The organism is Pseudomonas sp. LB3P25 (genome assembly GCF_054897985.1).
Map to the genome: position 1 here is coordinate 1,011,347 of NZ_CM142711.1, position 14,381 is coordinate 1,025,727.

8 protein-coding genes are annotated in these 14,381 nt (G+C 59.6%); 7 read left to right on the forward strand and 1 reads right to left on the reverse strand.

Translation table 11 applies throughout. From position 1 onward, the window contains the following. The first annotated feature begins 33 nt into the window (after positions 1 to 33). From recC to ACYZTW_RS04425, 6 genes are all read left to right on the forward strand, one after another. Positions 34 to 3,483, forward strand: a complete 3,450-nt coding sequence (gene recC / locus ACYZTW_RS04400; protein WP_462003890.1) for an exodeoxyribonuclease V subunit gamma — start codon at positions 34 to 36, stop codon at positions 3,481 to 3,483. Further along, positions 3,483 to 7,169: an exodeoxyribonuclease V subunit beta gene (recB, locus tag ACYZTW_RS04405; protein ID WP_462003891.1), complete on the forward strand. Its 3,687-nt coding sequence runs from the start codon at positions 3,483 to 3,485 to the stop codon at positions 7,167 to 7,169. Before recC ends, recB begins: the two co-directional genes overlap by 1 nt. Further along, positions 7,166 to 9,274 (forward strand): exodeoxyribonuclease V subunit alpha, encoded by a 2,109-nt coding sequence (gene recD, locus ACYZTW_RS04410; protein ID WP_462003892.1) that lies wholly within the window; start codon positions 7,166 to 7,168, stop codon positions 9,272 to 9,274. Before recB ends, recD begins: the two co-directional genes overlap by 4 nt. Positions 9,275 to 9,393: 119 nt before the next feature. Beyond that, on the forward strand, positions 9,394 to 9,969 hold the full coding sequence (locus tag ACYZTW_RS04415; RefSeq protein ID WP_462003893.1) for a YfiR family protein: 576 nt from the start codon (positions 9,394 to 9,396) through the stop codon (positions 9,967 to 9,969). Beyond that, the gene (locus ACYZTW_RS04420) at positions 9,966 to 11,222 is read left to right on the forward strand and encodes a diguanylate cyclase domain-containing protein (protein ID WP_462003894.1); all 1,257 of its coding nucleotides are present in this window, start codon (positions 9,966 to 9,968) and stop codon (positions 11,220 to 11,222) included. The genes ACYZTW_RS04415 and ACYZTW_RS04420 overlap by 4 nt, the downstream gene beginning before the upstream one ends. 68 nt (positions 11,223 to 11,290) lie before the next feature. Then, on the forward strand, positions 11,291 to 11,743 hold the full coding sequence (locus ACYZTW_RS04425; protein WP_462005699.1) for an OmpA family protein: 453 nt from the start codon (positions 11,291 to 11,293) through the stop codon (positions 11,741 to 11,743). On the opposite strand, the gene ACYZTW_RS04430 is transcribed toward ACYZTW_RS04425, so the two are convergent. After that, complete coding sequence (locus ACYZTW_RS04430) at positions 11,740 to 12,687, reverse strand: LysR family transcriptional regulator (protein ID WP_129438716.1); 948 nt, start codon at positions 12,685 to 12,687, stop codon at positions 11,740 to 11,742. The genes ACYZTW_RS04425 and ACYZTW_RS04430 overlap by 4 nt on opposite strands. A 163-nt stretch (positions 12,688 to 12,850) precedes the next feature. Between ACYZTW_RS04430 and ACYZTW_RS04435 the strand changes: the two genes are divergently transcribed. Further along, a complete protein-coding gene (locus ACYZTW_RS04435) occupies positions 12,851 to 14,377 on the forward strand; it encodes a CoA-acylating methylmalonate-semialdehyde dehydrogenase (protein ID WP_462003895.1) in 1,527 nt (508 codons plus the stop codon). Positions 14,378 to 14,381 lie beyond the last annotated feature (4 nt).

Here is a 14,381-nt window from a genome sequence, read left to right on the forward strand (position 1 = left end):
CCCTAGCTTTTGTATTTTCCCAAGGAAGCCTTTATGCCGGACGCGACGTCCCTCAGTGCTGGTTTTATGGTGGTTCACGGCAATCGCCTGGACGAGTTGCGCAGCCTGGTGGTCGGCTGGATGCGGCGTTACCCGCTGGCTCCCTTGGAAAATGAAATTGCCCTGGTACAGAGCAACGGTATCGCCCAATGGCTGAAGCTGGCACTGGCAGAAGACCCTGAAGACGATGACTTGGGCGGCTGCGGAATTGCAGCAGCCATCGACGTGCAGTTACCGGGTAGCTTCATGTGGCAGCTCTATCGCATGGTACTTGGACGTGACGAAATCCCGGTCAAATCCCTGCTTGATAAAGCCCCTTTGACCTGGCGTCTGATGCGCCTGCTTCCTCAGTTGATCAATCAACCGCACTTCGAACCGCTGCAGCGCTTCCTGACCCATGACACCGATTTACGCAAACGCTATCAGTTGGCCGAGCGGTTGGCGGATTTGTTTGACCAATACCAGGTGTATCGAGCCGATTGGCTCGAAGACTGGGCAGAAGGTCGCCATCAATTACGAAATGGCAGAGGCGAAACCAAACCTTTGACCCCGGCTAACTGCTGGCAGGCAGAGTTGTGGCGTGCGCTGTTGCTGGATGTGGGTGAACAAGGCATGGCGCAAAGCCGAGCCGGCGTCCATCAACGGTTTATCGAGCGCATCAACAGCCTCGACGTAGCTCCCAGTGGATTGCCTTCACGGGTAATCGTTTTCGGGATTTCTTCACTGCCCGCTCAAGCTCTGGAAGCACTGGCGGGGCTGGCCCGGTTCAGCCAGGTTCTGCTCTGTGTGCACAACCCGTGTCGTCACCATTGGGCGGACATCGTCGCCGATAAAGACCTGTTGCGGCATCAGTACAAACGTCAGGCTCGCAAGAGCGGAATGCCGGTTGTGCTCGACGCGCAAACCCTTCACCAGCATGCCCATCCACTACTGGCGGCGTGGGGCAAGCAGGGGCGGGACTATATCAATCTGCTCGACAGCTACGACGATCCCAACAGCTATCGCTCGGCATTCCGCGATGGCCGTATCGACCTGTTCAGCGATAGCCAGCCGCAGAACATGCTCAATCAATTGCAGGACGACATTCTTGAGTTGCGTCCCTTGAACGAGACTCGCGAGCGCTGGCCGGATGTCGATCCGGCGAACGACGAATCGATCCGTTTTCACATCGCCCATAGTGCCCAGCGCGAAGTGGAGATTCTCCACGACCAGTTGCTTGCACGCTTCAGTGCTGATCCAGACTTAAGGCCTCGCGATGTGATCGTGATGGTCCCGGACATCGACAGCTACGCACCGCATATTCGCGCGGTATTTGCGCAGCTTGAACGCCACGATCCGCGTTTCATTCCCTTCACGCTCGCCGATCAAGGCCAGCGTGGCCGTGATCCGCTACTGATTGCTATCGAGCATCTGCTCAAACTGCCCGACAGCCGTTTCCCCGTGAGCGAGATCCTCGATCTGCTGGACGTTCCTGCACTACGCGCTCGCTTCGGTGTAGAGGAGCGTGATCTACCGACCCTGCACCGTTGGATCGAAGGAGCAGGCATCCGCTGGGGCATGAATGCTGAGCAGCGCGCGAGTCTCGGTCTGCCGCAGGAGCTGGAACAAAACAGTTGGCGTTTCGGCCTGCGACGAATGCTGCTCGGTTATGCCGTGGGCTGTGCCAGTGCCTGCGAGGGTATCGAACCCTACGACGAGATCGGTGGTCTGGATGCCGCGCTCATTGGGCCTTTGGTCGCGCTGCTGGATGCATTGGAGATTGCCCACCAGGAACTCTCTCAACCGGCAGCTCCCAAACAATGGGGCTTTCGATTGCACGCACTGGTTCAGTTGTTCTTCCAGGCCAGTAACGAGCATGACGACTACGTGTTGGCCCAACTCGAAGAGTTGCGTGAAACCTGGCTTGAGACGTGCGAGTCAGTTGGCTTGCATGATGAACTGCCGTTGACCGTGGTCCGTGAAGCATGGCTCGCCGGCCTCGACCAAGGCCGTCTGTCCCAGCGTTTTCTGGCCGGTGCGGTTAACTTCTGCACCTTGATGCCCATGCGAGCGATCCCATTCAAACTGGTCTGCCTGCTGGGCATGAATGACGGGGACTACCCGCGTGCACAGCCGCCACTGGACTTCGACCTCATGGGCAGTGATTACCGCCCTGGCGATCGCTCCCGACGTGAAGATGACCGCTATCTACTGTTGGAGGCTCTGTTGTCGGCACGTGACCAACTCTATATCAGCTGGGTCGGTCGCAGCATTCGCGATAACAGTGAACGCCCTGCGTCGGTACTGATTGGTCAATTGCGAGATCATCTGGCCAGCGGTTGGCGACTGCATGATGTCGACGAAGATCTGCTTGAAGCCATCACTCAGGAACATCCACTGCAACCTTTCAGTGCCCGCTACTTTCATGAAGGCGATGCCCTGTTCAGCTACGCGAATGAATGGCAGGTGCTGCATCAAACCAGTGAGCCGTCGACTGATATCGAGGTCCTTGATCCCTACATTCAGGAGGAGCCGCTGAGTCTCGGTCAACTGCAGGACTTCCTGCGTAATCCTGTGCGACATTTCTTCAGTCAACGACTGAAGGTGTACTTCGAAGCGGCTGAAGTGCCCTTGGCTGACGAAGAGCCATTTGTACTCGACGCATTGCAACGTTACAGCCTCAGTGACAGCTTGCTCGAAGCGGCGCTGGGACATCTGGATAGCACCGACCAGATACTGGAAGCACAGGCTAAACGTCTGCAAAACAGTGGGCTTCTGCCCATGGCCGGATTCGGCGAATGCCTTCAGCGAGAGTTGATCGAACCGTTGCCAGATCTGTTGCAGCGTTACCAACAGCTTTTGGCGTTATGGCCAACGCCGCTCACCCACGCTCTGCCGGTGAATCTGGAGTTGCAGGGTCTTTGTCTGGAAGGTTGGCTTAGCGGTCTGCATCAACGTGCGGACGGTGGTTTGCTATCAGTCACTACAATCCCCAACAGCATCGGCTCAATCAAGTCGCGCAAATGGCATCGGCTGACGCGGCCATGGGTCAATCATCTGGTTGCCTGCGCCAGTGGTATGGCGATGACCACCGCGTTGGTGGCCAGTGACGACAGTCTGCTACTCGGTCCGATGGCGGAGGATGCGGCGTTGCGGATTCTGGGTGACCTGTTAATGGCTTGGCAAACGGGCATGCGCCAACCACTGCCGATTGCGGTAAAGACAGGCTTTGCATGGCTTGGTCAAACTGATCCGGTCAAAGCCCAGGCCGCAGCCCGCAAGGCTTATGAGGGCGATGGACTGACCACCGACGGCGAGCGTCGCGAAAGCCCGGCACTCGCACGGCAGTTCGCCGACTTCGACACGCTTATCGCAGACGAAACGTTCCCGGATTGGTGCAACGCATTGTATAGGCCTCTGTTTGAAGCGCCTTGGCGTTCATTGAACAGCGAGGAGGCGCGCTGATGACCACGAAACCTCTGGCCTTGGCATTCCCCCTACGCGGCAGCCAACTGATCGAAGCGAGCGCCGGGACTGGCAAGACCTTCACCATTTCCGCGCTTTATCTGCGCCTGGTCCTTGGCCACGGCGCAGAGTCGAGCGGCTTCGGACGTGAACTGTTGCCGCCGCAAATCCTCGTAGTGACGTTCACCGATGCTGCGACCAAAGAATTGCGCGAACGTATCCGCACGCGTCTTGCTGAAGCTGCGCGGTTTTTCCGTGATGAAACATCGGCGCCCGATAGCCTTATCGCGGAGCTTCGTGAGGAGTACCTTCCCGAGCAGTGGTCCGGGTGCGCGAACCGCCTGGACATCGCCGCGCAGTGGATGGACGAGGCGGCAGTTTCGACTATCCACAGTTGGTGCCAGCGCATGTTGCGCGAGCACGCGTTCGACAGTGGTAGCCTGTTTACACAGACTCTGGAAACCGATCACAGCGATTTGCTGGGCGAAGTCCTACGCGATTACTGGCGCCTGTTTTGCTACCCGATGCAAGGCGATGCGCTGAACTGGGTGCGTGGGAATTGGGGCGGTCCAGCGGCTTTACTGCCGCGAGTGCGTGGTTTGTTCGCCAGTGAGCGAGACAGTGTTGAAGGTAAAGAGCCTGCCGAGCTGATCACGCGGTGTCTGCAAGAGCGACGAGCAGCGTTGCTCGAACTCAAGATGCCCTGGCGCCAGTGGGCGGACGAATTGCTTGCCATCTGTCACCAGGGTGTTGCGAGCAAGAGCGTCGACGGTCGCAAGATGCAGGCGCGCTATTTCGAACCTTGGTTCGAAAAGATCAGGGCCTGGGCTGAAGACGAATCGCTTGAGCAACTGGATATCGGCACCGGATTCACGCGCCTGACGCCCGATGGTATGGCTGAAGCCTGGAAGGGCGAACCACCCAGTCATCCCGGGCTGGACGCCATGCCCGGCCTCAAGGCCAGTCTCGATGGATTGCCGACACCTGATGCCGCCGTGCTGCAACACGCCGCCCAGTGGGTCGGTACACGGTTCGAGGAAGAAAAGCGTCGCCGTGCGGAGATGGGCTTCGATGACATGCTGTTGCGCCTCGATGCAGCGTTGCAGTCCGATGGCGGTGAGCGGCTGGCGACCCTGATTCGTGAGCAGTTTCCGGTGGCGTTGATCGATGAATTCCAGGACACCGACCCGGTGCAGTACCGGATCTTCGAGAGCATCTATCGCATCGAAGATAACAATCCCGAATGCGGTCTGTTCCTGATCGGCGATCCCAAGCAAGCGATCTACGCGTTCCGCGGTGCCGACATCTATACCTACTTGCGCGCCCGCCAGGCCACCGCTGGCCGCCTGCATACCCTGGGCACCAATTTCCGTTCCAGCCATGGCATGGTCAGTGCCGTGAACCATGTATTCGAGCGTGCCGAGTCTCGCGAATCCGGGCGGGGCGCCTTCCTGTTTCGGGAGAAGAATGGCGAGAATCCGGTACCGTTCCTGCCCGTCGAATCCCAAGGGCGCAAAGAAGTTCTGCACATTGCTGGCGAGGTCGTACCCGCCCTGAACATCTGGCACCTATCCGCCGATCAGCCGCTGTCCGGCGCGGTGTACCGACAACAACTCGCTGCCGCCTGCGCCAGTGAAATCACCGCGTTGCTCAATGGCGGTCAAGAAGGTAGGGCGGGTTTCATACAGGACGGCAAGGACTTCAGAGGGCTGCTGCCAGCGGATATCGCGATCCTGGTACGCGACGGTAAAGAAGCCCAGGCTGTGCGTGGCGAACTCTCCGCCCGTGGCGTTCGCAGCGTCTATCTGTCGGACAAGGACTCGGTGTTCGCCGCCCAGGAAGCCCACGATCTACTGACCTGGCTCAAAGCCTGCGCCGAGCCGGATGTCGAGCGCCCGCTGCGAGCCGCGTTGGCCTGCATCACGCTGAACCTGTCGCTGGCTGAACTGGAACGGCTCAATCAGGACGAACTGGCCTGGGAAGCTCGGGTCATGCAGTTCCGTCATTATCGCGAGCTTTGGCGCAAGCAGGGCGTGTTGCCAATGCTGCGGCGATTGCTGCATGACTTCCAGCTGCCTCAGACATTGATCATGCGCAGTGACGGCGAGCGGGTGCTGACCAATTTGCTGCACCTGTCCGAATTGCTGCAACAGGCGGCCGCGGAACTCGATGGTGAGCAAGCGCTGATCCGTCATTTGTCCGAGCACCTGGCGTTGTCCGGTCAGGCCGGTGAAGAGCAGATCCTGCGGCTGGAGAGCGACGAACAGCTGGTCAAAGTCGTGACCATTCACAAGTCCAAGGGGCTTGAGTATCCCTTGGTGTTCCTGCCGTTCATTTGCTCGGCGAAGCCGGTGGATGGCAGCCGTCTGCCGCTGCATTACCACGACGAAAGCGGCAAGGCCCAAGTGACCTTGAAGCCGACGGCCGAGTTGATTGTTCAGGCGGATGAAGAGCGTCTTGCCGAGGATCTGCGCTTGCTTTACGTGGCCCTGACCCGGGCGCAACACGCCTGCTGGCTCGGAGTGACTGATCTCAAGCGCGGCAATAACAACAGCTCGGTGTTGCATCTTTCAGCATTGGGTTATCTGCTGGGAGGCGGTGCGCCATTGGCCGAGTCGGCAGGCTTGAAGCGTTGGCTGGAAGACCTGCTGCAGGACTGTTCTGCGCTGAACTACGGTGAAATGCCTGAAGCGACTGCCGAGCACTACCATCCGCCACACAACGATGCGACGTTGCTTGCTCCGCTGATCCCCAAACGCAAGGCCAGCGAAAACTGGTGGATTGCTTCCTACAGTGCCCTGCGAATTGGCGACAGTATGAGCGTGGGCACTGATGACGCGCCGGAGAGCCCGCAAGCGCAAAAGCTCTTCGACGACGAACGCCTCGATCCGCAAGCGCCACGAGAAGTGGTGGCCGGCGGCGCTGATATCCATCGATTCCCTCGTGGCCCGAACCCCGGCACCTTTCTCCATGGTTTGCTTGAATGGGCCGGTGACGAAGGTTTTGCCACCACCCCGCAAACTGTGGAGGACGCCATTGCCCGTCGTTGCAATCGCCGTGGCTGGGAGGGCTGGATAACCGCCCTGAGCGACTGGCTGCTGCACCTGCTTACGTCCCCGCTGCATATCGGCGGCGGGCAGGCCCCCGTGGTATTCGAGCGGCTCACCCAATACCGGGTCGAGATGGAATTCTGGTTCGCCAGTCATAAGGTCGATGTGCTCAAGCTCGATGAACTGGTGCGCCAATACACCCACAACGGCGTGGCCCGGGTGGCTGCCGAGCCGGTGTTGCTCAACGGCATGTTCAAAGGCTTCATCGACCTGACGTTCGAGCACGACGGCCGCTATTACGTCGCCGACTACAAATCCAACTGGCTGGGTGTCGATGACGCGGCCTATACCGAGCAGGCCATGGAACAGTCGATTCTCGACAACCGTTACGACCTGCAATACGTGCTGTACCTGTTGGCCCTGCATCGCCAGCTCAAGGCGCGACTTGCCGATTACGATTACGACCGGCATGTCGGTGGTGCGCTGTACCTGTTCCTGCGGGGTACGCGCGCGTCCAGCCAAGGCGTGTATTTCGCCCGACCTCCAAGGGAGTTGATCGAGCGTTTGGACCGGCTGTTCCAGGGTAAGCCAGAACCCAAGGCTGAACCCGCCTGGGAACAGGGAGTTTTGTTATGAGTCGCACCTTCGCTGATTTGCTGCCCACTTCGTTGACAGCCGAAAGCCTGTCGGATCTGGCGCCGTTGAGTCGCGCCGATGACTTGCTGCTGTTGCTGACGCGCTGGGTTGAGCGCGGCTGGCTGCGAGCGCTGGACAAAGCCTTCGTCGCCTTTCTTCATGAGCTCGCTCCCGGCGATGATCCGCTGGTACTGCTGGCCGCCGCGTTGGCCAGCCATCAGTTGGGTCACGGTCATGTGTGCCTGGATCTGTTCGAGACGCTCAAGGAACCGGACTTCGCCCTGTCGCTGCCACCGGAAGGCGATCTGCAAAGTGGCGCGATGTTGTTGCCGTCGCAATTGCTTGAGGCGCTGGACGGTGCCCATTGGTGCAAGGTCCTGGCCTCCAGCAGTCTGGTCGCTTTGGCAGTCGACGGCCGCGAGGCGGCGCAGCATCGGCCATTGGTGTTATCGGGAAAACGCCTGTACTTGCGTCGCTACTGGGCTTACGAACGGCGTATCGACAACTCGCTGCGCCAACGCCTGGTGGAACACGAAACCACGCCGGATGATTTGTCCCAGCGCCTCACCCGTTTGTTCGGCCAAGCCCAGCCCGGCGAAGTGATTGACTGGCAGAAACTCGCCTGTGCCCTCGCAACCCGCAGCGCATTCAGCATCGTTACCGGTGGCCCGGGGACCGGCAAGACGACGACGGTCGTGCGTCTGCTGGCGTTGCTCCAGGCGCCGGCAGTGGAGGCGGGCAAGCCGTTGCGCATTCGTCTCGCGGCACCCACCGGCAAGGCTGCAGCCCGACTGACGGAGTCCATCAGTCAGCAGGTCAGAACCCTGGAAGTCGATGAAGCCGTACGAATGAAGATCCCGTCGGACGTCACCACCGTGCACCGCCTGCTTGGCAGTCGTCCCGGTACTCGACACTTCCGCCACCACGCCGGTAATCGCTTGCCGCTGGATGTGTTGGTGGTGGACGAAGCCTCGATGATCGATCTGGAAATGATGGCCAACTTGCTCGATGCGTTGCCGGTCCATGCCCGACTGGTGCTGCTCGGTGACAAGGATCAACTGGCATCGGTGGAGGCCGGCGCCGTTCTGGGCGACCTGTGCCGCGACGCCGAGGCCGGTTGGTACAGCCCACAGACTCGCCTGTGGCTGCAAGCGGTCAGTGGTGAAAGCCTGGATGCCAGCGGTTTGCAGGAAGACACCCAAGGGACTCATCCCCTGGCCCAGCAAGTTGTGATGCTGCGTCATTCACGCCGTTTCGGCGAGGGCAGCGGCATCGGTCAACTGGCTCGTTGGGTCAACCAGCAGCAACCCGAGAAAGCTCGTCAGTTGTTGGCAGCGCGAAGCCATGACGACGTGTTTTCCCTGTCCCTCAAGGGGGAGCAGGACCGGGCGCTGGAACGCTTGCTGCTTGAGGGGCATGGCGATGGACCGCAGGGCTATCGGCATTACCTAAGGCTCTTGCGCAGCCTGCGACCACCGCTCGGCATCACGCTTGATGATCCCTGCTGGACTGATTGGGCTCGCCAGGTACTGCAAGCCTTCGACGCCTTCCAATTGTTGTGCGCCGTACGCAAAGGGCCGTGGGGCGTGGAAGGTTTGAATCAACGTGTGACCACCGCGCTGCTCAAGGCTCGGCTGATCGACAGCGACCAGCAGTGGTACGAAGGTCGGCCGGTGCTGATGACCCGCAACGACTATGGTCTGGGTTTGATGAACGGCGACATCGGCATTGCGCTCAAGCTACCGGAACGTGAGGGGCCGGAGGTTGGGAAGCAGGTGCTGCGTGTGGCGTTCCCGAGAAATGATGGTCAGGGCGGCGTACGTTTTGTTCTGCCGAGCCGGCTCAATGATGTTGAAACCGTGTACGCCATGACGGTGCACAAATCCCAAGGCTCGGAATTTGCTCATACGGCGTTGATTTTGCCGGATGCCCTGAACCCTGTACTCACCAAGGAATTGATCTATACCGGAATTACCCGGGCCAAAAACTGGTTCACCCTGATCGAGCCTCGTTCCGGCGTATTCGAAGAGGCAGTGCGACGCAAGGTCAAACGCTTGAGCGGGTTGATGCTGGAATTGGATGAGGGTGTTGAATCAAGTGATTGAAAGGGACGGCGCCAGACGACGGAAGCTGTCCGAAGTGCCGTAGGACGCGGCCTCGCTGGCGTTTGAACGCTGTGCTATCGTTGCGGCATCATTTCGCAACGATCGAAGAGAATCCCTGCATGAAGGTCGCTGTCTGGACGACACAGCGCGTTATTGGTGGCAAACAAGTGCTGCTCGCCGGCCTTCTCTGTTTGTTCACCAGCGTCGTTTTCGCTCAGTCGGAAACGCCTGTGAGCATGGCCGACCAGCGCGCAAAATCCGTCACGCAGGTTGTACTCGGAATACTCAGTTATGCCCGTTGGCCTGTTGAGCCAGCACAACTGCGCTTGTGCATTGTGGGCCCCACCGAATACACCGACGATCTGGTCAAAGGCACAACCCAAGCCACCGGTCGACCCGTCACGGTGCGACGTCTTTTGGCCGACAACCCATCGGTTGCCGGTGAGTGCGATGCGGTGTACATCGGCAAACTGACCAGTGATGAACGCAGCCAGCTATTCGCCTCACTGGCAGGGCGTCCGGTGCTGAGCATCAGTGAAGGCGACGACCCATGCACCGTCGGCAGTCTGTTCTGCCTGCGGGTCGGCGATGAGCAAGTGTCCTTTGAGGTCAACCTCGATTCCGTCGCTCGCAGCGGTGTGCGTATTCACCCCAGTGTGCTGCAACTGTCCCGCCGCAAGCCGGCGGCGCCATGAGTCTATTCAAATCGGGTAGTCGCCCAACCTTGCGCTCGGTCATCGGGCGCGGACATTTGATCGTCGCGCTCGTCGCCGTGGCCATGGCCAGTGTTTCGCTCACTCTGCTCGGCGTTCTTGCGTTGCGGGTTTATGCCGACCACAACCTGCACCTGATTGCGCGCTCGATCAATTACACCGTCGAGGCGGCGGTGGTGTTCAACGACAAGTCTGCCGCTACCGAAGCGTTGGCGTTGATTGCTGCTACCGAAGAAGTGGCCGATGCCCAAGTGCTGGACGAACAAGGCACGTTGCTGGCTCGCTGGGAGCGGCCCGAAACCGGCTTGTTCTCGGATCTCGAAATGCAAATTGCCAAGGCCTTTCTGGAAAAGCCGATCAGCATGCCAATCGTCCATCAAGGTCAGGAAGTCGGCAGCATCCAGCTCACTGGTCACGGGGGCAGCCTGTTGCGTTTTCTACTCAGCGGTCTGGTCGGCATCGTCTTGTGTACCGCCGTCAGTGCCTGGGTGGCGCTCTATCTGGCTCGCCGACAACTTCGCGCAATCACCGGCCCGTTGCGCAGCCTGGCGTTCGTGGCTCACGCCGCACGCAGTGAGCGAGCCTTCGATCAGCGTGTGCCACCCGCCGCCATCGCCGAACTCGACAACCTGGGTAATGACTTCAATGCCTTGCTCGATGAACTTGAATCCTGGCAGACCCACCTGCAAAGCGAAAACGAAACCCTCGCACACCAAGCCAGCCATGACAGCCTCACCGGGTTGCCAAATCGGGGGTTTTTCGAAGGCCGGCTGATTCGAGCGCTGCGCAACGCCAACAAGCTCGACGAGCAAGTGGCGGTGCTGTTTCTCGACAGCGACCGGTTCAAGGAGATCAACGATAACTTCGGCCATGCCGCTGGCGATGCGGTGTTGATGGCCGTGGCCAATCGGGTTCGTGCGCAGTTGCGTGAAGATGATCTTGTGGCGCGTTTGGGGGGGGACGAATTTGCCGTTCTGCTGACGCCGCTGCATAAGATCGAGGACGCCGAGTGGATCGCCGACAAAATCATCGCCAGCATGGAAGTACCGATCCCGTTGCCAGGCAATACCCAAGTGTTGACTTCACTCAGTATCGGCATCGCTGTGTACCCCGATCATGGGGCCACACCGGGTGCTTTGCTTAACGCCGCCGATGGGGCCATGTATCAAGCCAAGCGCCTTTCCCGAGGCGCACAGCACACGGCAGGGTCGGAGCACCCTGTCGCCGATGTTTAAATCAGGAGCTAATTTTTGTGTTCTCACTGACCCGGCGTTCCCTGCGATTTTTCACGTTCACCTTATTAATGGCCTTGCTGGCATTGACCGGTTGCCAGACGGCGCCGCAAAAAGGCCTGACTCCGGCACAAATCACAGTGCTTAAGCAGCAAGGTTTCGAATTGACCGATGAGGGTTGGGCCTTTGGCCTGTCCGGCAAAGTGCTGTTTGGCAGTGACGTCGAAAGCCTGAATTCGCAAAGTACCGAGATCGTCGAGCGTATCGGCAAGGCGTTGCTGGGTGTCGGAATCGAGCGAGTGCGGATCGATGGTCACACCGATACCTCGGGCAAAGAGTCTTACAACGAACTGCTCTCTCTGCGCCGCGCAAAAAGCGTCGGCAAGGTGCTGACCACCGTTGGCATGAAAGAACAAAACATCCAATTGCGCGGTCTCGGCAGCAGAGAGCCGGTCGCCTCCAACGACACGCCGACCGGTCGTACCGAAAACCGCCGGGTGTCGATTGTGGTGAGCGCCGACTAATCGGCGAACAGCATCTCCCGACTTTCACCCATCAACAGACCTTGATTCTGCTCAGTGACCGCACGGATGTAGTCCCACAACAACGTGATCCGCTTGAGCTTGCGCAGGTCCTCGCGGCAGTACATCCAGAACTGTCGAGTGATGTTGATCTCCTGCGGCAACACCGGCAGTAACCGCGGATCCTGGGCCGCCAGGAAGCACGGCAGAATCGCCAGTGACCGCCCTTGCTGTGCGGCCACGAATTGCGCAATCACACTGGTGCTGCGCAGGTTGGCACTGGCGCCGGGCAGTACATTCGCCAGGTACAACAGCTCCGAGCTGAACGCCAGGTCGTCGACGTAACTAATGAATGAATGCTTACCCAAGTCAGCCGGGCGGCGGATCGGTGGGTGCTTGTCCAGATAATCCTGCGTCGCGTACAGCTGCAATCGGTAGTCGCAGAGTTTGCAACAGACGTACGGACCATGCTCCGGGCGCTCCAGCGCGATGACGATGTCCGCCTCGCGCTTGGACAGGCTGATGAAGTGCGGCAGCGGCAGGATGTCCACCGAGATCGCCGGGTAGGCGTCGACGAAATGGCTCAGCTGCGGGGTGATGAAAAAGCTGCCGAAGCCTTCGGTGCAGCCCATGCGCACATGGCCGGACAACGCAACGCCAGAGCCCGAAACTTGCTCGCAGGCCATGTGCAGCGTGCTTTCAATCGACTCGGCGTAACCCAGCAACCGCTGGCCCTCGGCGGTCAGGACAAAACCGCTGGTCCGGGATTTTTCGAACAGCAAAGTGCCCAACGCCGCTTCCAGCGAGCTGATGCGCCGCGACACGGTGGTGTAGTCCACCGCCAGACGCTTCGCCGCGGTGCTGGCCTTGCGGGTGCGGGCGACTTCAAGGAAAAACTTGAGGTCATCCCAGTTCAGCGAGCCTAAGGACGTGATGTTTTTTTGCATGATGGACCGGCTTTTATGTGCGTTCTTATTAGAAGTTTGCACATCTATACTCCAAAAACAGTCCGACAACCAATTCGCGACACACGCCTCATCTCAAGGCGACTTTCTCGCCTTGGCTCCACAGATAGCTCTCTAAATAAGAACAACGTCCCGGAGACCCAACATGAACGCATCGCTCACGCCAAACGAAACCACCGTGCAGAAGGTCAAGTTGTTGATCGACGGCGAGTGGGTCGAGTCCCAGTCCACTGAGTGGCACGACATCGTCAACCCGGCCACCCAGCAAGTGCTGGCCAAGGTTCCGTTCGCAACCGCGCAGGAAGTGGACGCCGCGATCAGCGCCGCCCATCGCGCCTTCCAGACCTGGAAGCTGACGCCGATCGGCGCGCGGATGCGCATCATGCTCAAGCTCCAGGCGTTGATTCGCGAACACTCCAAGCGCATTGCCGTGGTGCTCAGCAATGAGCAAGGCAAAACCATCGCCGACGCTGAAGGCGATATCTTCCGCGGCCTGGAAGTGGTCGAGCACGCTTGCTCCATCGGCAGCCTGCAAATGGGCGAGTTCGCCGAGAACGTTGCTGGCGGCGTCGATACCTACACCCTGCGTCAGCCAATCGGCGTGTGCGCCGGCATTACCCCGTTCAACTTCCCGGCCATGATTCCGCTGTGGATGTTCCCGATGGCCATCGCCTGCGGCAACACCTTCGTACTCAAGCCGTCCGAACAGGACCCGATGTCGACCATGCTGCTGGTGGAACTGGCGATCGAGGCCGGTGTTCCGGCGGGCGTGCTCAACGTCGTTCATGGCGGTAAAGACGTGGTGGATGCGCTCTGCACCCACAAGGACATCAAGGCTGTTTCCTTCGTCGGTTCGACCGCAGTCGGCACTCACGTCTACGACCTGGCGGGTAAACACGGCAAGCGCGTGCAATCGATGATGGGCGCGAAGAACCACGCCGTTGTGCTACCGGACGCGAACCGCGAACAAGCGCTCAATGCGCTGGTCGGTGCCGGTTTCGGTGCGGCCGGGCAACGCTGCATGGCCACATCCGTCGTGGTGCTGGTGGGCGCGGCCAAGCAATGGCTGCCAGACCTGAAGGCGCTGGCGCAGAAACTCAAAGTGAATGCCGGCAGCGAGCCGGGCACAGATGTTGGTCCAGTGATTTCCAAGCGTGCCAAGGCGCGGATTCTGGATCTGATCGAGAGCGGCATCAAGGAAGGCGCCAAGCTGGAACTGGACGGCCGCGATATCACGGTTCCAGGCTTCGAGAAGGGCAACTTTGTCGGCCCGACCCTGTTCTCTGGCGTAACCCCCGAGATGCAGATCTACACCCAGGAAATCTTCGGTCCGGTACTGGTCGTGCTGGAAGTCGATACCCTCGATGAGGCCATCGCACTGGTCAACGCCAACCCGTTCGGCAACGGCACTGGCCTGTTCACCCAGAGCGGTGCGGCGGCGCGTAAATTCCAGACCGAAATCGACGTCGGTCAGGTCGGCATCAACATCCCGATTCCAGTGCCGGTTCCGTTCTTCAGCTTCACCGGTTCGCGCGGTTCCAAACTTGGCGACCTCGGTCCGTATGGCAAGCAAGTGGTGCAGTTCTACACTCAGACCAAGACTGTCACCAGTCGCTGGTTCGATGACAACAGCGTCAACGACGGTGTGAACACCACCATCAACTTGCGTTAAGGAG